Source organism: Planomonospora sp. ID67723, assembly GCF_015711605.1.
In the GTDB taxonomy this organism is placed as follows: domain Bacteria; phylum Actinomycetota; class Actinomycetes; order Streptosporangiales; family Streptosporangiaceae; genus Planomonospora_A.
The window spans coordinates 589,901-608,338 of the sequence record NZ_JABTEZ010000003.1 but is presented as its reverse complement, the minus strand read 5'-3'; the positions used below and the strand labels follow the sequence as shown (position 1 = coordinate 608,338).

At 72.2% G+C, this 18,438-nt stretch carries 17 protein-coding genes; 9 read left to right on the top strand and 8 right to left on the bottom strand.

All coding sequences use genetic code 11. The features are described from left to right. Window positions 1-39: 39 nt before the first annotated feature. The gene (locus HS041_RS24430; RefSeq protein WP_196443134.1) at window positions 40-708 is read left to right on the top strand and encodes an AIM24 family protein; all 669 of its coding nucleotides are present in this window, start codon (window positions 40-42) and stop codon (window positions 706-708) included. Window positions 709-788: 80 nt separating this feature from the next. On the opposite strand, the gene HS041_RS24425 is transcribed toward HS041_RS24430, so the two are convergent. Beyond that, the gene (locus HS041_RS24425; protein WP_307845445.1) at window positions 789-1,265 is read right to left on the bottom strand and encodes a hypothetical protein; all 477 of its coding nucleotides are present in this window, start codon (window positions 1,263-1,265) and stop codon (window positions 789-791) included. 149 nt (window positions 1,266-1,414) lie between these two features. Here HS041_RS24425 and HS041_RS24420 point away from each other — a divergent pair, with 149 nt between their 5' ends. Further along, the gene (locus HS041_RS24420) at window positions 1,415-2,044 is read left to right on the top strand and encodes a thymidine kinase (RefSeq protein ID WP_196443133.1); all 630 of its coding nucleotides are present in this window, start codon (window positions 1,415-1,417) and stop codon (window positions 2,042-2,044) included. A gap of 84 nt (window positions 2,045-2,128) precedes the next feature. Here HS041_RS24420 and HS041_RS24415 read toward each other — a convergent pair whose 3' ends face one another. Then, a complete protein-coding gene (locus HS041_RS24415; RefSeq protein WP_196443132.1) occupies window positions 2,129-2,959 on the bottom strand; it encodes an ABC transporter permease in 831 nt (276 codons plus the stop codon). An 82-nt stretch (window positions 2,960-3,041) separates the two neighbouring features. Then, window positions 3,042-4,046: an ATP-binding cassette domain-containing protein gene (locus HS041_RS24410; RefSeq protein WP_196443131.1), complete on the bottom strand. Its 1,005-nt coding sequence runs from the start codon at window positions 4,044-4,046 to the stop codon at window positions 3,042-3,044. 119 nt (window positions 4,047-4,165) lie between these two features. Between HS041_RS24410 and HS041_RS24405 the strand changes: the two genes are divergently transcribed. Continuing rightward, a complete protein-coding gene (locus HS041_RS24405; RefSeq protein WP_196443130.1) occupies window positions 4,166-4,927 on the top strand; it encodes a TetR/AcrR family transcriptional regulator in 762 nt (253 codons plus the stop codon). Between the two features lie 21 nt (window positions 4,928-4,948). Here HS041_RS24405 and HS041_RS24400 read toward each other — a convergent pair whose 3' ends face one another. The 3 genes from HS041_RS24400 to HS041_RS24390 all read right to left on the bottom strand — a co-directional run bounded on the left by HS041_RS24400 (window position 4,949) and on the right by HS041_RS24390 (window position 7,623). Next, window positions 4,949-5,851: a hypothetical protein gene (locus HS041_RS24400; protein ID WP_196443129.1), complete on the bottom strand. Its 903-nt coding sequence runs from the start codon at window positions 5,849-5,851 to the stop codon at window positions 4,949-4,951. 98 nt (window positions 5,852-5,949) lie between these two features. Then, window positions 5,950-6,633, bottom strand: coding sequence for an SRPBCC family protein (locus HS041_RS24395; RefSeq protein WP_196443128.1), 684 nt, complete (start codon window positions 6,631-6,633; stop codon window positions 5,950-5,952). A gap of 204 nt (window positions 6,634-6,837) precedes the next feature. Beyond that, window positions 6,838-7,623, bottom strand: a complete 786-nt coding sequence (locus HS041_RS24390; RefSeq protein ID WP_196443127.1) for a YqjF family protein — start codon at window positions 7,621-7,623, stop codon at window positions 6,838-6,840. 112 nt (window positions 7,624-7,735) lie between these two features. On the opposite strand from HS041_RS24390, the gene HS041_RS24385 reads away from it, so the two are divergent. Continuing rightward, a complete protein-coding gene (locus HS041_RS24385) occupies window positions 7,736-8,581 on the top strand; it encodes a polysaccharide deacetylase family protein (RefSeq protein WP_196443126.1) in 846 nt (281 codons plus the stop codon). A 62-nt stretch (window positions 8,582-8,643) separates the two neighbouring features. On the opposite strand, the gene HS041_RS24380 is transcribed toward HS041_RS24385, so the two are convergent. Next, window positions 8,644-9,150, bottom strand: a complete 507-nt coding sequence (locus tag HS041_RS24380) for a hypothetical protein (protein ID WP_196443125.1) — start codon at window positions 9,148-9,150, stop codon at window positions 8,644-8,646. A gap of 517 nt (window positions 9,151-9,667) precedes the next feature. Here HS041_RS24380 and HS041_RS24375 point away from each other — a divergent pair. The 5 genes from HS041_RS24375 (at window position 9,668) to HS041_RS24355 (ending at window position 15,988) form a co-directional block, all read left to right on the top strand. After that, window positions 9,668-11,095, top strand: a complete 1,428-nt coding sequence (locus HS041_RS24375; RefSeq protein WP_196443124.1) for a cytochrome ubiquinol oxidase subunit I — start codon at window positions 9,668-9,670, stop codon at window positions 11,093-11,095. A 10-nt stretch (window positions 11,096-11,105) separates the two neighbouring features. Further along, window positions 11,106-12,047, top strand: a complete 942-nt coding sequence (gene cydB / locus HS041_RS24370) for a cytochrome d ubiquinol oxidase subunit II (protein WP_196443123.1) — start codon at window positions 11,106-11,108, stop codon at window positions 12,045-12,047. A gap of 25 nt (window positions 12,048-12,072) precedes the next feature. Then, the gene (locus tag HS041_RS24365; RefSeq protein ID WP_196443122.1) at window positions 12,073-13,341 is read left to right on the top strand and encodes an MFS transporter; all 1,269 of its coding nucleotides are present in this window, start codon (window positions 12,073-12,075) and stop codon (window positions 13,339-13,341) included. A 114-nt stretch (window positions 13,342-13,455) separates the two neighbouring features. Beyond that, window positions 13,456-14,700, top strand: a complete 1,245-nt coding sequence (locus HS041_RS24360) for an MFS transporter (protein ID WP_196443121.1) — start codon at window positions 13,456-13,458, stop codon at window positions 14,698-14,700. A gap of 103 nt (window positions 14,701-14,803) precedes the next feature. Next, window positions 14,804-15,988, top strand: coding sequence for a sensor histidine kinase (locus HS041_RS24355; protein ID WP_196443120.1), 1,185 nt, complete (start codon window positions 14,804-14,806; stop codon window positions 15,986-15,988). Between the two features lie 20 nt (window positions 15,989-16,008). Here HS041_RS24355 and cutA read toward each other — a convergent pair whose 3' ends face one another. After that, a complete protein-coding gene (cutA, locus tag HS041_RS24350; RefSeq protein ID WP_196443119.1) occupies window positions 16,009-18,396 on the bottom strand; it encodes an aerobic carbon-monoxide dehydrogenase large subunit in 2,388 nt (795 codons plus the stop codon). Window positions 18,397-18,438 lie beyond the last annotated feature (42 nt).

The window sequence follows — 18,438 nt, the reverse complement described above, 5'->3', positions numbered from 1 at the left end:
GAACACGACTCCCCGACCGACGCTTGAGAGGCGGCCTCCGTGCGCAGCGCGTTCTTCGGAAACCTGGACCAGGGCCAGGTTCCCGGCCACTTCGTCCTGCAGAACAACAAGATGTTGCGGGTGCAGCTCAACGGCGAGGTGCTGGCCCGGCAGGGCTCGATGGTCGCCTTCCAGGGACAGATGGACTTCGACTACGAGGGTTCCGGCGGGGTCGGCAAGTTCCTCAAGAAGATGATGACCGGTGAGGGCGCGCCGTTGATGCGCGTGCGGGGCCAGGGCATGCTCTTCCTCGCCGACAAGGCCCAGGACGTGCATCTGTTCTATCTGGAGAACGAGGCGCTCACCGTCAACGGGAGCAGCCTGCTGGCCTTCGATCCCCAGCTCACCTGGGACATCCAGCGGGTGCAGGGTGCCGGGGTCGCCGCCGGCGGCCTGTTCAACACCACGCTCACCGGCACCGGCTGGGTGGCGGTCACCGCGCACGGCACGCCGGTGCTGCTGGACGCCTCCCAGGCCCCGACCTTCGCCGACGGCCAGTCCGCGGTGTGCTGGAGCGCCGGGTTGCGCGTGGGCGTCAACCGCACGTTCAAGGCGGGCGCGCTCATCGGACGCGGGAGCGGCGAGGCCGTGCAGCTCGCCTTCCAGGGGCAGGGCTTCGTGCTGGTCCAGGCCAGCGAGGGCCCGGTCATCCCGCAGTCCACCGGCTGACCGTCGCGGGCGGGACCCGCCCCGGGCGCCGGTGCGGGGCGGTGTGGGCCGCCAGCGCCGGCGGACCCCGGAACCCTCCCCTAGCGGCGGCGGATCCCCATGGTGGCGTTGATCACGGCGTCCGCGTCGTGCGCGTGCACCTTGGCGGCGAGCCGGATCGCCATCTCGTTGGCCCGGCGCAGCTCGGCCTCGACCCGGGCCTTGCCCGACTGGCCGACCTGGACGCCGAAGTAGGCTCCGATGATCGCCCCGGAGACCCCGACGAGACCGGCGAACGAGGCGTTCCCGTCGCCGTTGTGCAACGCGATCACCACGAACCCGACCAGGATGACGACCAGGCCGGTGAGGACCACGTAGAACCCGTACCGCCAGCGGGCCGCCTCCGACTCGGCCGCGACCCGCTCGTCCTCGGTCATCATCGCGGCGAGCGCAGGGGGCATCTCCGCGCTCTCCGCCGCCGGGGCGGCCACGACACCGGGCCTGGAGGAAGGCTCGGGGGCAGGTCCGGAGACGGGCAGGGGGGAAGCGGGCAGGGTGGGGGTCTTGGCTGTCGTCACGGGTTCTCCCAGGTTCGGTCGGCCAAAAAGAATCTCCCACGCTTTACCGAAACAAGCCAAGTCAGACCTTGACCAGCGCGGGACCTGACATACCTACCAAGACCGGGCCTGCCCAAACACACATGCCGGACCCACTAAGCTGGCGCCCCGTGACCGAATTGTCTGCGCTCTCCGCCGTCCCCACCGGAACCCGGGACGGGGTGCTGCGTTTCTACTTCGGCCCCATGGACTGCGGCAAGTCCACCCTGGCCCTGCAGCTCAACTACAACCACGGCCGTCAGGGCAGGCGCGGTCTGGTGCTGACCAAGCACGACCGCTCGGGCGGAGCCCGGATCACCAGCCGGATCGGCCTGGGCAGCGAGGCCGTCGAGGTCGAGGACGACCTCGACCTGGTGGCGCTGGTCCTGGCGCACAAGCCCATCGACTACGTGATCTGCGACGAGGCCTGCTTCTACACGGTCCCCCAGATCGAGCAGCTCGCCGACCTGGCCGACGACCACGGCATCGACGTCTACGCCTTCGGCCTGGCCTCCGACTTCCGTTCCCGGATGTTCCCCGCCGCGCAGCGCCTGTTCGAACTGGCCGACGAGATCAGTCGCCTGCAGGTCGAGGTCCTGTGCTGGTGCGGCCGGCCCGGCCGGCTGAACGCCCGCGTAGTGCACGGCGAGCTCGCCCGCACCGGCGAGCAGGTCGTCATCGGCGACACCGGCGCCGATCCGATCCGCTACCAGGTCCTCTGCCGCCGCCACTACCGCTCCGGCGACCTCGGCGACGCCTGACGCCTGGCCGCCCAGATCCCCGGAGCGGCGACCACCGCGGCCTCGGTGGCGGCCGTCACGAACGCCCCGGATTCCGGCCGGGGATCAGCCTCTCAGTCTCCGGAACGTGCGAGCCGAGAGCGGGAGGAAGACGGCGACGAGCAGCACCGGCCACCCGATCGCCATGAGCGTCGCGTGCTGGCCGGTCCAGGAGCCTGCCCCGAACCCGGGGTTGCCGAAGAGCTCGCGCGTGGCCGCGGCCGTCGCCGAGAGCGGGTTCCACGCGGCGATCGCGCCGAGCCAGGCGGGCATGGTGGCCGGGTCGACGAAGACGCCGGACAGGAATCCCACGGGCCAGACGAGGATCTGGACCGAGGCCACCACCTCCGGCCCGCCCGCGGCGAGACCGATGAAGACGCCCACCCACAGGAAGGCGAAGCGCAGCAGGAGCAGCAGCCCGACGGCTGCGAGCGCGGCGCCCGGCCCGCCGTGCCAGCCCCACCCCAGCAGCAGGCCGGCACCGATCATGACGGCCAGGCCGACGACCGAGTTGAGCATGTCGGCGGCGCAGCGGCCCAGCACGACGGCCGAGGAGCTCATCGGCAGCGAGCGGAACCTGTCGGTCACTCCCTTGGCCGCGTCCGTGGTCACCGCCATCATGGTGGTCTCCAGGCCGAAGAGCATGGTCATGGCGAACATGCCGGGCATCAGGAACTCGAAGTAGCCGCCCCCGCCGGGCACGCCGATCGCGCCGCCGAACAGGCCGCCGAACATCAGCACGATCATGACGGGGAAGAGCCACCCGACGATGACCGTGCCGGGCCGCAGCGCCCAGTGGCTCAGGTCGCGCAGGGTGATCGTCCAGGCGTCCGCCAGGGCCCAGCCGAGCCGGGACAGCGGCGAACCTGAGGAAACGGGGTGGATGGGGATGCTCATTCGGACTCCTGTGTCGCGTTCTCGGATCCGGCGGTCACGTTCGCGCCGGCCGCAGTCGGGCTTCCGGGTACGGCCGCCGCGCTCATGTGAGCGCCTCCTCCGGGTTCCCGTTCCGGTGCTCGCGCGTCTCCCCCGCCCCGTCGCCCGTCAGGTGGAGGAAGACCTCGTCGAGGGTGGGACGGCGGAGCGTGATGTCCTCCGGCTCGATCCCCGCCTCGTTCAGCGCGGTCGCGACCTTCACCAGCGCCCTGGTGCGCTCGGTGACGGGGACGCCGATCCGGTGGGCGGGGCCGTCGAGGCGCAGCTCTCCGGAGGCGATCCGGGCGGCGATGGGCCGGGCGGCCTCGGCGTCCGCCGGGCCGGCGAGCACGATCTCGATCCAGTCCCCGCCGAGGGCGGACTTGAGCTCGTCCGGAGTGCCCTCGGCGACGACCTTGCCCGCCCTGAGCATGCAGACGCGATCCGCCAGCCGGTCGGCCTCCTCCAGGTACTGCGTGGTCAGCAGCACCGTGGTGCCGGCACCCACCAGCTCTCGCACGGCCGTCCAGACCTCCTGGCGGGCGGCCGGATCGAGCCCGGTGGTCGGCTCGTCGACGAACAGCACCGGCGGCGAGACGATGAGGCTGGCCGCGAGGTCGAGCCTGCGGCGCATGCCGCCCGAGTAGCCGCCCGCCGGCCTCCCCGCGGCCTCGGTGAGCGAGAACCGCTCAAGCAGCTCGTCCGCCCGCCTCCTGGCCACCGGGACGGGCAGGTGGTTCAGCCTGCCGAACATCACCAGGTTCTGCCGCCCGGTCAGGATCTCGTCGACCGCGGCGTACTGGCCCACCAGCCCGATGCGCTCGCGGACCCGCCGCCCCTGCGTCCGCACGTCGAACCCCGCGACACTCGCCCTGCCCTCGTCCATCTCCAGCAACGTGGCCAGGATCCGGACCGCCGTCGTCTTCCCCGCGCCGTTCGGGCCCAGCAGCCCGCAGACGGAACCCGCCGGGACCCTCAGGTCGAACCCGTTCAGCCCGGCGTCGCCCGCGGCTCCCGGGTAGTTCTTCCGCACCCCGTGCGCGGTGATCGCGTTCTCCGCCTCTTGCATGGTCGCCCTTCCCTCCGGTCGCCGGTCCGGCTGCGGCGCACGCCCTACCGTACCTTGTACCGTACATCGTACGGGACAAGGTACGATAACGGCAACGACGAGGGTGGGGGTCTGCTCCGATGGACGGGAAGAAAAGCTCCGGCACTGATCCGGCTCGCAGCCTGGCGCTGCTGTGGGGTTCGCACACCAAGCCGGGCCGGTCCGGCCTGACGGTGCGCGCCATCGTGGATGCCGCCATCGGGATCGCCGACGCCGAAGGGCTCGACGCCCTGTCCATGCGCCACGTCGCCGAGCGGCTGGGAGTGGGCACCATGTCCCTCTACACGCACGTGCCGGGCAAGAGCGAGCTGACCGACCTGATGGTCGACAGGGCCTACGGGGAGCTCTACGACGACGTCGGCGCGCCGTCCGCGCAGCCCGGCGGGTGGCGGGGAGCGATGGAGTTCGTCGCCGTGCGCAACTGGGAGCTGTACCGACGGCACCCCTGGATGCTGCAGATCATCACCGCCCGGCCGGTGCTCGGCCCGAACGTCTCGCTCAAGTACGAGGCCGAGCTGCGCCCGCTGGACGGCATCGGCCTCACCGACGTCGAGATGGACTCCGTCCTCACCCTGATCCTGACCCACGTCGAGGGCACCGCCAGGGTCCAGGCGAGCCTGGACCAGGTCCAGCAGGACACCGGGATGAGCGAGACGGAGTGGTGGCTGGCGAGCGCGCCCGTCCTCGACAAGGTCATGGATCCCTCCCACTTCCCGGTGGCCTCCCGGGTCGGCCAGGCCGCGGGCCAGGCGCACCAGGGAGCCTCCGACCCGGTGCACGCGCTCACCTTCGGGCTGGCCCGGATCCTCGACGGGGTCGCGGCCCTGATCGCGCAGAGGTAGGCCCTCGGCGTCCGGGCCGGATCAGGGGGCGGCGGCGATCTCCTCCAGGCGGGCGGCGAGCTGGGCGGGGTCCCCGTCGACCAGCGCGCAGACCCCGCGCCACCAGGCGAACCACTCGCCGCTGCGCCACATCCAGTCGACCCGCTCGATCGCGGCGACGACGTCGCCCTTGACCCGCCACTCCGGGCCCGCCTGCTCGGCCGTGGCGCCGTGGCGCAGCGTCCAGGCGTGCAGGACGTCGGCGGCCGCGGCGTCCACCGGGGCGGCGTACGGGTCAGGGTCCTCGCCCTCGAGGCGGTGCGGGCCCAGGCCCGCCGCGACGCCCCAGCTCCACTGGGCCTCGGCCGGGCGTGAGTAGCGCAGCGAGTTGAAGTCCAGGTTCGAGCCGAGGTCGTCGTCGGAGCGGCGGATCACCACGGCGTCGAGCCGCCCGCCCGCGTCGAAGGAGACCACGATCCGCCGGCCGGGAACGGCGTCGTCCGGGAGCTCGACCCGGTCCTCTGCCTGCCAGGAGTTCAGGTCGGTGACCGCGGCGGGCGGGCCCCAGGCCCGGTCCGCGGCGTCGTCGGCGATCCAGGCGGCCAGCATCTCCAGCACGGTCAGGTCGGTCCACGGGTCGACCGCGGTGGCGGTGCGGAGCACCTCGTCGGGAGCGGGCTGCTTGCCGCCCCGGCTCCGCTCCCACCACTCCTCCCCCAGCTCGCGGGTGCCGACCAGCAGCCCGGCCAGCGAGGCGAGCTCGGCGGACCGGCGGGTCAGCGGGGCTCCGCGGGCGAGCTCGGCGCAGCGCGCGACGCGGCCGGCGCCCAGCACCGCCGTCGCCTCACGCAGCAGGGCGCCGGCGGACGGCCGCTCCTCACCGAGAAGGTCGTAGATCAGTCGTCTGGCCTCGGTCCGGGCATCCTCCGCACGTGCCTCGCGCATACCGTCACGTTACGCCGGAAGATCCCCCATCGCGAGGGTTCGGGAAAATCATCCCTTCTGACCGGCGCCGCGACCGGCCTCCGGCCAGGCTGCGGCGGTCAGCCCTTCCGGCCGGCGCGGCCGAGCAGCCAGCCGATCACGGCGCTGCCGAGCGCGACGCCCGCGCCCATGCCGAAGGCGGTCACCACCGTCCACGCGGGGACGCCCTGGCGCGGAGCCGGAGCGGGCCGCTCGAAGACCTGCGCCTCTCCGGACCGGACGGGCTCGGGCCTGCCGGCCGGGAGCGTCTCCGGCCGGGCGGGGAGCGCCGGGGCGGCGGCCGTACCGGGCACCGGGTCGTGCTCTCCGGAGGCCAGGTGGCTCTCGACGGCGGAGAAGAACTCCCCGGCGGTCCGCTTCGCCACCGTGCCGAGCATGCGCTGGCCCACCCCGCCGATCATGCCTCCGACCACGGCCTCGGCGTCGTAGTCGACCCGGGTGCCGCCGTCGACCTCGCTGAGCCGTACCTCCACCGTGGCCTCCACGGTGCCGGGGGCGCCCTGGCCCCGGGCCCGCAGCACGAAACGGTGCGGGGCGTCGGGCTCGGACAAGGAGACCTCGCCCTGGTAGAGGCCCTTGATCGAGGCCACCCCCGCGGTGACCGTCATCCGGTAGGTGTCGGGCCCCGTCTCCTCAAGCCGCTCGCACCCCGGGATGGTGCGCACCAGCACAGCCGGGTCCTGGAGGGCCGACCACACCCTGTCCCTGTCGGCGCCGAGCACGGCGCTGCCTACGACTTTCACACCCAGCACCCTAGGCAATCCCCGCCGGCGCGGTTAAGAGCAACATCTGCCCTCCGGCGCATCCCGGGATTGTCAGCCCTGGCGGCGCCGGGAACGGGCCCGGCGTGCCCCGCCCCGTGCCGGGAGGCCGCGCCGGTCGGCCTGGCAGAGCGAGCCGCCGACCGTGCCCCGGTTGCGGACCGCGGGAGATGAGGAGGGGCGAAATCAAGCATTTGCTCGATCGGATCGCCCGGCGGAGCGCGCGGACCCCTCCCGCGACCGGCGCGGCGGGGTGTGGACGTCGAAGTGGATGCTCTCCTGGGCCAGGATCGAGTGCGGCTCCGACTCCGGCGCGGTCAGCCCGAGCTCCTCGAAGACGTGGAACCGGGCGGACGAGGCGGCCAGGTGGCGGGGGCGCATCGGCGGGTGCCAGATGCTGTAGGTGCCGACGCGGCCGTCCCGGCGGCGGTACCAGCCGAGGGTGGGGTGGGTGAGCATGGCCATCCAGTGGCTCTCCCCGGTGAACCCGTCCAGGGTCTCGGGGGGTGCGGCGAGCTCGGCGGCCTCGCAGCGAGCGCCGTCGCCGTCCAGCCGCCAGCGCGCCGGGGCGGCGTCCCAGTCGGCGGTGATGCCGATCCGGGCGCGGCTCCAGGGCATGCCCCACAGCAGCCGGGGCACCGCGACCACCGGATGGTCCAGGCTCGTGCCGAAGAACCAGACGCCGGGCTCGCCGTCCGCCGTGACGTAGGCGCGATAGTTGATCTGGCCGCAGCTGATCGCCGCCGGCGGGCAGAAGCGGAAGTGGAAATCCCGGTCGCGGAAGGCGACCGCGGATACCATGGCGGATGTCTCCCCGTCGGCGAAGGCGAACTCCATCGGGGCGAACCCGGCGGGCAGCATCCGGGCGAGGGCACCGGCGGGCACCCGGTAGCTGACGATGGCGAAGTCGTCGAGCTCGGTCTCGGCGTGGTGCCAGCGCAGGCGCGGCCGGGGAGTTCCGCTGAAGGTCATGGCGGAGAGGATAGGCGCGCCGGAGGGCTGCGCGGGAAGGCGTGGACCTCACTTCGAGCCCCTGACAGGATGGTCGGTTATGCCAGGGGATAAATCACGAAAAATCAGGTTAATGACCGTGCTGGCGCTTCTGGCCGCGGCCGGTTGCGGGGCCACCGGGAAGCACGGTCCCGGCGCCGCCGCCGAGGCGTCCCCCCAGGTCGGCGGTACGGCCCCCGCCGGCCCGTCCGCCTCGCCGGCGAAGCCCCCGGGACCGCCGGGCGTGACGCCCGGACCGGGCGAGGTGAGACGCATCCCCCGGCCCGCCGACGGGCTGCCGCCGGTGATCAGCTCCATCCCGACCAGGAGGAAAGTGGTCTTCCTCACCATCGACGACGGCTGGGAGCAGGATCCGGGCTTCGTCAGGCAGGTCCGCCAGGAGCGGATCCCCATCGCCGCGTTCGTCACCCGCGACGCCGTCGAGGCGCAGGGTGCGGCCGACCCGACCGCCCAGGGCGGCAGGTATCTCGGCGCCGGCAAGTGGGACTACGTCCGGAGCATGCGCGAGGCGGGCGCGACGGTCGAGAACCACACGCTGACCCACCCCGACCTGCCCGCACTCGGCTACGAAGGGCAGCGGGCGGAGATCTGCGGGGCCACCAGGCTGATCCGCAGGCAGACCGGGACCGCGCCGACGCTGCTGCGCCCGCCGTTCGGCAACCACAACACGCTGACCCGGCGGGCGGCCGGAGCCTGCGGGATGCAGGCCCTGCTGCTGTGGACGGCGACCGTCCAGCCGGGCGGGAAGATCGCCTACCAGGTCCCGGACAAGAAGCTCCGCCCCGGCGACGTGCTGCTCCTGCACTTCCGCCCGAACCTGTCGCGGGACTTCCGCATCCTCGTCGACAAGATCAGGCGCCGCGGCTTCGAGCTGGGCAACCTCGACGCCTACCTCAGAGCCGCCGGCGTCACCCGCTGATCCGGGCCCCGACGCGGAGCGGCCCGCTCCCTGGCGGGGAACGGGCCGTCCGGGATGTGCGGTCACTCGCTCTCGGCGGTGTAGAGGTAGTCCCAGTCGCCGCAGCGGGTCGGGTGGGAGCTGTGCAGTCCGATCTGGCAGACCTTCACCCGGACGGCGTCGGTGTCGTGGCTGGAGAAGGAGAACTTCTTGTGGCCGCCGGCACCGCAGTACTTGTAGGACCTGCTGTCGGCCCAGTAGTTGTGGTGGTCGCCGAACCCGTGGGCCTGGATCTTCAGGTAGGCGCACTTGCCGCCCTGGCTGTAGGTGCGGTGGTCGAGGTCGTACAGCCTGCCGTTGAGGTGCACCTCGTTGGACTCCTGGTGGCGGTCCCAGTCGACGCCGATCCAGCCCCTGGCCTTGGCCTTGTAGTTGGATGAGTAGACCTGGCCCCAGCGGTCCTCGTAGTCGTAGTCGGACGCGGCGGACGTCGTCGCGGGCGTGGCGGCCTGCGCAGTCGCCGGTACGGCGAGCGCGAACGCGGTGGCGGTGGCGGCGGTGGCCAGCAGGCCGACGGTCAGTCGCTTCATGGTGATCTCTCCCTCAGCCCCTCGGACCGGCTCCTTGCCGGTTCCCCCCCGGGCTTGTGAGTCATTGATAGCCGGGCCCGCTTTCATCTCTCCTTATCCGCGCTTTATCTGCGCTTGCACGCTCCGTCGCAACTCTTGCAAGCGAGCCCGATCATGTCCGTCGCCCGGCGTACCCAGAAATCACCCGGGCGGCGGACGCCCCATCTCCACCGTATGCCGCACGATTGGGCCATGCGCCTTGCGGGGGCCTGGCGGACCCGCAAAGCGCTCCGGTGAACAGGGCCGCCAGCCCACACCATCGGAGACGCCGGGGAAGAGCCCCGGCGGCACAGGAAGGGACCGGTGCCGCGAGCCAGAGGGGACGATCTGGCCCGCGAGGGAAGTGCGGTCCCGAACCGGGCCGTGTGACGAAGATCGCAGCAGCTCGCGGCACCATTCCTTCCTTTTACTCTACAAGCCGTAGTACTACTAGATGTAGCACTACGGCTTGTAGAGCTTGATTCGTTGGGGGTTGGGCATGGAAGCGCTGGACCTTGCACGGTGGCAGTTCGGGGTCACCACCGTGTACCACTTTCTCTTCGTACCCCTGACGATCGGGCTCGGCGTCTTCGTGGCCGGCCTGCAGACCGCCTGGCACCGCACGGGATCCGAGCACTACCTGCGGCTGACGAAGTTCTTCGGGAAGCTCTTCCTGATCAACTTCGCGATGGGCGTGGTCACCGGCATCGTGCAGGAGTTCCAGTTCGGGATGAACTGGAGTGAGTACTCGGTCTTCGTCGGCGACGTCTTCGGCGCCCCGCTGGCGCTGGAGGCGCTGCTCGCGTTCTTCCTGGAGTCGACCTTCCTCGGCCTGTGGATCTTCGGCTGGGACAAGCTGCCCAAGCGCGTGCACCTGGCCACGATCTGGGCCGCGGTCATCGGCTCCAACCTGTCGGCCTACTTCATCCTGGCCGCCAACGCCTGGATGAAGCACCCGGTCGGCTACGAGGTGACGGGCGGCCCAGGAGGCGGCAGAGCCCGGATGACGGACCTGTGGGCCGTGCTCACCAACTCCACCGCGCTCGCCCAGGTCCCCCACGTGGTGGCGGCGGCCTTCATCGTCGCGGGCGGGTTCGTGCTGGCGGTCTGCGGCTACAACATCCGCAAGGAGCGCAGGGCCGACCCCGACCGGACCGTCCCGCTGCGGCGCGGAGCAGCGGACATGTGGCGCACGCCGATGCGGGCCGCCCTGGTCATGACGGCGATCGCGGGGGCGGTCGTCGCGGGCAGCGGTGACCTGTCAGGCAAGCTCCTGCACGAGCAGCAGCCCATGAAGCTGGCCGCCGCCGAGGGACTCGATCGCGACACCGCGGGCGCGGCCTTCTCCCCGGTTCCGGGGATCGAGGTGCCGATGCTGCTCAGCCTCCTGGCCACCAACGATCCGGACGCGGTCGTGCGGGGCACCGAGGACCTGCAGGCCGAGTTCGCCGAGAGGTTCGGCCCCGGGGACTACCGGCCCAACGTGCCGGTGGTCTACGCGTCCTTCCGCGTCATGATCACCTTCGGGCTGGCCACGGTGGCCCTGTCGGTCCTCGGCCTCTGGCTGACCCGGCGCCGCCGCCCGGTCCCCGGCTGGTTCGCCCGCGCCTGCCTGCTGGCGCTCCCGCTGCCGACCATCGCGATGATCGCGGGCTGGCTGCTCAGCGAGATCGGCCGCCAGCCCTGGACCGTCCAGGGCGAGCTGCTCACCGCGGCGAGCGTCTCGCCCGGCGTCAGCCTGACCGAGGTGGCCGTCTCCCTCGCGGTCTTCACCCTCCTGTACGGCCTGCTCGCCGTGGCCGAGGCCGTACTGCTGGTCCGCCACGTCAAGGCGGGGCCGGAGCCCGCCGCCCCCTCCGAGCCCGCCCCGCCCGTGAGCGGCGACGGGACCACGGCCGCCGTGCTCCAGCCGACCCTGATGTACTGAGGAGGGCTTGATGGAACTCACCACCTTCTGGTTCGCGGTCATCGCATTTCTCTGGACGGGTTTCTTCGTCCTGGAGGGCTTCGACTTCGGCGTCGGCATGCTGCTCCCGGTGCTGTCTCGCGACGAGGCCGACCGCAAGCAGGTCCTCGGCACGATCGGCCCGGTCTGGGACGGCAACGAGGTATGGCTGATCAGCGCGGTGGGGGCGATGTTCGCCGCCTTCCCCGCCTGGTACGCCGGCTTCCTCAGCGAGTTCTACCTGCCGATCGTGCTGGTCCTGGTCGGGCTGATCGTGCGCGGCGTCGGGCTGGAGTGGCGGGGCAAGGTCCACCACGCCTCCGACCGGACCTGGTGCGACCTGGGGATCACGGCCGGCAGCGCGCTCCCGGCCTTCCTCTGGGGAGCGGTCTTCGCCGACCTGCTGCACGACAGCGCACTCGCCGCGCTGATCGGCGGGGTCTTCTCGCTCACGCTCTGCCTGCTGCACGGCGCGGTCTTCGTCGCCCTCAAGACCTCCGGGCCGGTGCGCGCCCGCGCCCGCCGTACCGCCATGGCCGTCTCCGCGGCGGCGCTGCCCGCCGGGGTGGTGGCGCTGTCCGGCATCCCGGCGACCGGTACGGCCGTCGCCGAGTGGGGCGCCTCGCCCTGGCTGTGGGGGTGCGCGCTGGCCGCGATGGCCGCCCTGGCCGCCGGAACGGCCCTGACCTGGCGAGGCCGGGACGGCTGGGCGTTCACCGCCACCGCCTCGTCGGTCGCCCTGACCGGCGCCGCCGTGTTCAGCGCCCTGTGGCCCGCCCCGCTTCCCGGTCTGACCGTCGCCGAGGCCGCCTCGGGCCCGTACACGCTCGGCGTGCTCACCTGGATCGGCCTGATCGCCCTGCCCTTCGTGGTGGGTTACCAGACCTGGTCCTACTGGGTCTTCCGCAGGCGCCTCGTCGCCGAACCCTCCTGATGTTCCAGGACACTACGATGCCGGAATGATCTCCCTGTTCCGGCATCGGAACTTCCTGCTGTTCCTCGGCGCACAGACGACATACTCGGTGGGTGCCGGCCTCGGGTGGATCGCGCTGCCGCTGCTGGCGGTGACCGCCACGGAGGCGGGTCCGTCGGATCTCGCGGCACTGCTCCTCCCGGAGGCCATGGCCACCCTGCTCTTCCTGCTCCCCGCCGGAGTGTGGATCGACCGGCTCTCCCACCGATCCGTCCTGGTGAACACCGCCCTCGCCCAGGCCGTCCTGACCGTCACCGTCCCGATCGCCTGGTGGGCGGAGGCGCTCTCGCCGCTCCACCTCCAGCTGGCGGGCATCGGCTCCGGGATCGCCTCGGCCTTCGGCACCGTCGCCTGGGCGAGCTACCTGCCCCGCATCGTGGACGCCGACCGGCTGCTGCCCGCCAACGCCGCCCTGTCCACCGCTGCCGAGGTGCAGGGCCTGGCCCTGCACCACGCGCTGGACAAGCCGCTGGATGCGCTCTTCCGGTCCATGTCCGCGTCCGCCGGTCCCCTGCTCAAGGTTCTCGCCATGCTCGCCTCGGCGCTGCTGGTCAGGCGGATCGACGTTCCCGAGGAGGCGCCCGACCGGGCTGCCCGCCGCCCGCTGCTGCGGGAGCTGGGTGCGGGGGTCGGCTTCCTGCTGAGCCGGCGCGATCTGCGCGGGCTGGTCATCGCCGGCGCCCTCGGATACTTCTGCCTTCTCGTCCTCAGCACCGTCTACGGCATGCTGGCCGTGGCGTGGCGCTTCCTCGGCGAGAAGCAGGACCCCGCCGCTCACGCCTGGCTCATCGGAGGCGAACCCCTGGGCGCGCTGGCCGGTGCGCTCGTCGCCTGGCCGCTCGCGCGCCGGCTCGGCGGCGTCCGGACGGCCTGGCTTCCCCTGGTGGTCACCCAGCCGTTCCTGCTGCTGATCCCGTTCGTCCCGGACGACTGGCCGGCTCTCCTCCACCTGGCCCCGACGTTCGTCCAGGGTGCCGGTTTCACCATCGCAGTGATCGCGCAGACCAGCTACCTCCAGCGGGAGATCCCGGACGGCCTGCGCGGCCGCGTGCTCGCCGTCCAGGTCTTCCTCTCCACCCTGGCCACGATCCCCGCCCCCTTCGCCGGAGCCGTGCTCAGCGAGACCTTCACCGAGGAACCCGTCATCATGGCCTGCGGGGTGAGCCTGACCCTGGCCGGAGTCATCGCGTGGCGGGCGCTGTCGTCGCCGGTGAGCGATACGCCTCGCGCCGAGGCCGAGGGCGTGGATCACTAGCGCGGGACATCGCGCGTCGCACGGGACCAGCGCGGTCCGGCACCGGCGCCTCGTCGCCGCCTGAACGATGAGAAAAAAGTTGCGGGGGAACGTGAGCTTCGTCACGATGCCCCGATGACCTCTCCCAGCCTGTTCCGGCACCGGAACTTCATGCTCCTGTTCGGAGCCGACACGATCAGCCAGGCCGGCACCCAGATCAGCCTGATCGCCCTGCCGTTCGTGGCCCTGACCGCGCTGGGCGCCGGCGAGTTCGAGATGGGGCTGCTGGTGGCGGCGGAGACCGCGGCGTTCCTGCTGGTCGGACTGCCCGCCGGGGTGTGGGTGGACCGGATGGCCCGGCGCCGGATCCTGGTCACCGCGGACCTGGTCCGCGGGGCGCTGCTGGCCTCGGTCCCGGTCGCGTGGTGGCTGGACGTGCTGACCATGCTCCAGCTGTACGGCGTGGCACTCGGCACCGGCCTGGCCACGGTCTTCTTCGACATCGCCTACCAGAGCTACCTGCCGAGCCTGGTCACCCGTGACCGGCTGGTGGACGGCAACGCCAAGCTGGAGATCGTCCGTTCGACGGCGGGCGTGGCCGGGCCCGGCATGGGCGGCGGGCTGGTCCAGCTGCTCACCGCGCCGGTCGCGGTGCTCGCCGACGCGGTCAGCTTCCTCGGCTCGGCGCTGCTGCTGTGGCGGATCGACGCCACCGAGCAGGTCCCGGACCGTACAGAGCGCCGGGGGCTGCTGAAGGAGATCGGCGAGGGTCTGCGCTTCGTGGCCACGCACCGGATCCTGCGGATGATCGCCGCGGCCACCGCGACCGCCAACTTCGCCAACGGCATCTTCGCCGCCGTCGAGATGATCTTCCTGGCCCGGGTGCTCGGCCTCGCCCCCGGCCTGATCGGCCTGATGTTCTCGGCGGCCGCCGTGGGCGGCCTGACCGGAGCGGTGATCGTGGGCCGGATGAGCCGCCGGATCGGCTCGGCCCGGCTCATCTGGCTCTCCATCCTGGTCACCCAGCCGTTCATGTTCCTGGTGCCGCTCACCGAACCCGGCTGGAAGCTCGCACTGTTCGTGATCGGGACGTTCGTGAACTCCGTCGGCGTGGTGCTCTACAACGTCAGCCAGGTCAGCTTCCGCCAGGGCGTCACGCCGGAGCACATGCTGGGCCGGATGAACGCCACCATGCGCTTCGTGGTGTGGGGCACCCTCCCGCTCGGCGGCCTCGCCGGGGGTGTGCTGGGCGAGGTCCTCGACGCCCGCGCCACGCTCTGGGTCAGCGCCGGCCTGACCACGCTGTCCGTGGTGCCGCTGCTGCTCTCCCCGCTGCGCGGGATGCGTGACCTTCCCACCCCGGACGAGGCCGCCCCCTGACCGCCGAACGCCTCCGGGGAGGCACCCGGCGATCACCTTATGTCACCAATTGACTGCCATTGGTTATCATGGAGGGTTCTGAAAACTCGCAACGGGGGGTCGTATGTCGGAGCAGAGATCCGTGCTGGGGGAGAATCCGGGACATGCCGCGCGCCAGATGGCGCTCGTGTTCGCCCTGGGTACGATCCTGTCCACGGTAGGACTGCTGACGGCGCCGGACGACCAGCGCGGCCCGCTCGTCGTGATCGCCGCGGTCGCCCTGGCCGTGGCCGCGGCGGCGTGGTGGCTCCCCTGGGCCCGGTTCGACCGGCTGGCGCCGCTGGCCCTGTGCCTGCCCGTGCTGGCGCTGCTCTCCTACTGCACGTGGGCGCTCGTGGGGGGTTCGATCGGCACCGCGCCGTTCCTGACGATGCTGTTCGTCTGGGTGGGCCTGCACTTCACGGTCACGACCGTGCTGGCGCTGGGACCGGTCGCGGCTCTGGCCTACGTGACCCCCCTGGTCCTCGACGAACGCGGGGCGGTGGTGATCAGCGGCGCGGCGCTGTTCGTCCCGGCGGTGATGGGCGTGGGCGCGCTGATCTCCCAGCAGATCGGCTACCAGCGCCGGGACCGCGACACGATCCGGCGGATGGAGCGCTGGCGGGCGGCGCTGACCGCCACGCTCGCCCACGACGTGCGCTCCCCGCTGACCGCGGTGCAGTTCGCCCTGGAGACGCTCGACGAGGAGGACGACCTGCCGAAGGCGCAGCGGCACGAGATCGTCACCATGGCGCTGCGGCAGGCCGGCCGGATCCGGCGGCTGGCCACCAACCTGCTGGACGCCGAGCGCGTCGACAGCCGCGGGCTCCAGCTCGACATGCGACCGGTCCGGCTGAGCACCGCGGCCGAGGAGGCCGCCGGCTACCTGGCCGCCCCGGTGGAGGTGGCGGTGGACCCCGGCCTGACCGTCCTGGCCGACCCGGAGCGGCTGGAGCAGATCCTGGTCAACCTCGCCGCCAACGCCATCCGTCACGGCTCCCCGCCGATCGTCGTCAGCGCCGGGCGCGAGGCTCCCGGCATGGTCGCCGTCCACATCCGCGATCACGGCCCGGGCGTGCCCGAGGAGAAGCGGGACCAGCTGTTCGCCCGCTTCAGCAGCGCCGACACCAGCCCCGACTCGGTCGGACTGGGGCTGTGGATCACCCGGGAGCTGGCCCTCGCGCACGGCGGGGACGCCCGCTACACCCCCGCCGACCCCGGCGCCTGCTTCACCGTGGTCCTGCCCGCCGGTGACCCGGCGCCGGAGTAGGCTCCGGAGCCGGCGAGTCCTCAGGAGGCTGCGCGGCGCAGGCCGAACAGATCGGACGGGGAGATGGGCATGCGGTCGATCGGGATGCCCTCGGCGTCCTCGATCGCCGAGGCGATCACCGCCGAGACCGGGATGACCCCCGCCTCCCCCGCGCCCTTGATGCCGAGCGGGTTGAGCGGGGACGGGGTCTGCAGGTGTGCGGTCTCCACTCTCGGGACCTCCGTCGCGTACGGCATCAGGAAGTCCATGAACGAGGCGTTGAGCAACTGGCCGTGGCTGTCGTAGACCATCCGCTCGTACAGCGCGCCGCCGACGCCCTGCGCGACGCCGCCGTGGATCTGCCCCTCGACGATCATCGGGTTGATGAGGTTGCCGCAGTCGTGGACGACGGCGTAGCGCAGGATGCGGATCTCGGCGGTGAGCGGGTCGGTCTCCACGATCGCCGCGTGCATGCCCGAGGCGAAGGTGGAGCGGATCGGCGAGTAGTAGTCGCGTCCCTCCAGGCCCGGCTCCTGGCCCTCCTCCACCGGAGGCCGGTCGAAGGAGGAACCGCCCGCGAACTGCGTCGCCCGGACCGCCTCCTCGTCGAAGGCGTACCGCAGCGGATTGGACAGCACGGCCACGGTGGCCAGCGGGACGGAGGCGTGCGGGGAGCCCGCCACGTGCACCACGCCGTCGGTGATCTCCAGGTCGCGCGGGTCGGCCTCCAGCGCGTCGGCGGCGATCCGCAGGGCCTTCTCGCGGACCTTCCGGCAGGCCAGGGCGATCGCGTTGCCGCTCATCACCGCGGCGCGGGAGGCGAAGGTGCCGACCGCGTAGCCGAACCTGCGGGTGTCGCCGGTGACGACCGAGACCCGCTCCAGCGGCACGCCCAGCTCGGCCGCGGCGATCTGCGCGAACGAGGTCTCGTGCCCCTGGCCCTGCGAGGTGAGCCCGGTGGAGACGTGCACCCGGCCGTCGGAGGTGATCTGGACGTGGCCGCCCTCGTACGGCCCGACGCCGGTGCCTTCGACGTAGCAGCCGATGCCGATGCCGATCCGGCGGCCCTCCCGCGCGGCCTCGGCCTTGGCCTCGGGGAAGGCGTCCCAGCCGATCAGCTCCTTGAGCATGCGCAGCGACTCGGGGTAGTCCCCGCTGTCGTAGATCAGCGGGCGGCCGTCCTGGAAGATCAGGCCCTGGTCGTAGGGGAACTCGTCGGGCTGGATGAAGTTCGCCGCGCGCACCGCCGTACGGTCCAGCCCGAGATGGGCGGCGATGCGGTCCATGGTCCGCTCCATGCAGAAGACCGCCTGCGGGCGGCCCGCCCCCCGGTACGGCGTGACCTGCACCGTGTTGGTGTAGATCGAGGAGAACTCGACCCGGTAGGACCCGATCCGGTACGGCCCCGGCAACTGGGTGGAGGTGATGATCGGCACGATGATCCCGTACGGCGTGTAGGCGCCGTGGTCGTGCAGGATGGTCACCTCCAGGCCGAGCACCCGGCCGCCGCCGTCGAAGCCGACCCGGACGAACTGCACCTGGGCCCGCTCGTGGGCCGAGGAGACGAAGTGCTCGCGCCGGTCCTCGGTCCACTTGACCTCCCGGCCCAGCAGCATCGCCGCCCAGGGGACGAGGACCTCCTCGGGCCACGGGTGCATGATCTTCACGCCGAACCCGCCGCCCACGTCCGGCGCGACGACCTCGACCTTGGGCAGCGGCAGGCCGAGCTTGGCGGCGACGGCCATCCGGACGCTGGTGGAGGTCTGGGTGCTGGAGTACACGCGCAGGGAGGAGTCGTCGGCGTCCCACCGGGCGTGCACGCCGCGCCCCTCCAGCGGCATGGACGCGCTGCGCTCGACGTCCAGCCGGAAGGCCAGCGTGTGGGGGGCGCTCTCGATGACCTCGCGGGCGCCGCGCCCGTCCGCCGAGGCCACCTCCTGAACCAGGTGCGCGCCGACGTTGCCCGGCACGTCGTCGTGGACGAGCTGCGCGGACTGCGCCGCCTCCTCCACGCCGACGACCGGCTTGAGGAGCTCGTAGTCCACCCGGATCAGCGCGCAGGCGTCCTCGGCGAGATAGCGGTCGCGGGCGACGACCATGACGACCGGCTCGCCGACGTGCCGGACGCGCTCGCGGGCCAGCGGGTAGGCGGTGCGGCCGTGGGTCAGCGCCGGGTGCGGGATGAGCAGCGGCAGCGGCTCGGCGAGCCGGTCCGGCAGGTCCTCCCAGGTGTAGATCGCCACCAGCCCGTCCACGTCGAGCGCGGCCGAGACGTCGATGTCCCGGATCAGCGCGTGCGCGTGCGGGGAGCGGACGAAGGCCGCGGCCAGCGCGTCCGGCCCGAGGTCGTCCAGGTAGCGGCCCCGGCCGGTGAGCAGCCGCGGGTCCTCCCTGCGCTGGACGGGCTCCCCGAACAGCTTGGTCGTCACCGCCCGGCCTCCTCGAACGCGTCCGTCGAGGTCCCGGGGCGG

Coding starts and splice junctions, on each gene's coding strand:
- HS041_RS24410 (WP_196443131.1), bottom strand. CDS start 4,046: ATGCAAGAGGCGGAGAACGCGATCACCGCGCACGGGGTGCGGAAGAAC.
- HS041_RS24375 (WP_196443124.1), top strand. CDS start 9,668: ATGGAAGCGCTGGACCTTGCACGGTGGCAGTTCGGGGTCACCACCGTG.
- HS041_RS24380 (WP_196443125.1), bottom strand. CDS start 9,150: ATGAAGCGACTGACCGTCGGCCTGCTGGCCACCGCCGCCACCGCCACC.
- HS041_RS24360 (WP_196443121.1), top strand. CDS start 13,456: ATGACCTCTCCCAGCCTGTTCCGGCACCGGAACTTCATGCTCCTGTTC.
- HS041_RS24390 (WP_196443127.1), bottom strand. CDS start 7,623: ATGACCTTCAGCGGAACTCCCCGGCCGCGCCTGCGCTGGCACCACGCC.
- HS041_RS24415 (WP_196443132.1), bottom strand. CDS start 2,959: ATGAGCATCCCCATCCACCCCGTTTCCTCAGGTTCGCCGCTGTCCCGG.
- HS041_RS24400 (WP_196443129.1), bottom strand. CDS start 5,851: ATGCGCGAGGCACGTGCGGAGGATGCCCGGACCGAGGCCAGACGACTG.
- cydB (WP_196443123.1), top strand. CDS start 11,106: ATGGAACTCACCACCTTCTGGTTCGCGGTCATCGCATTTCTCTGGACG.
- HS041_RS24385 (WP_196443126.1), top strand. CDS start 7,736: ATGACCGTGCTGGCGCTTCTGGCCGCGGCCGGTTGCGGGGCCACCGGG.
- HS041_RS24365 (WP_196443122.1), top strand. CDS start 12,073: ATGATCTCCCTGTTCCGGCATCGGAACTTCCTGCTGTTCCTCGGCGCA.
- HS041_RS24405 (WP_196443130.1), top strand. CDS start 4,166: ATGGACGGGAAGAAAAGCTCCGGCACTGATCCGGCTCGCAGCCTGGCG.
- HS041_RS24355 (WP_196443120.1), top strand. CDS start 14,804: ATGTCGGAGCAGAGATCCGTGCTGGGGGAGAATCCGGGACATGCCGCG.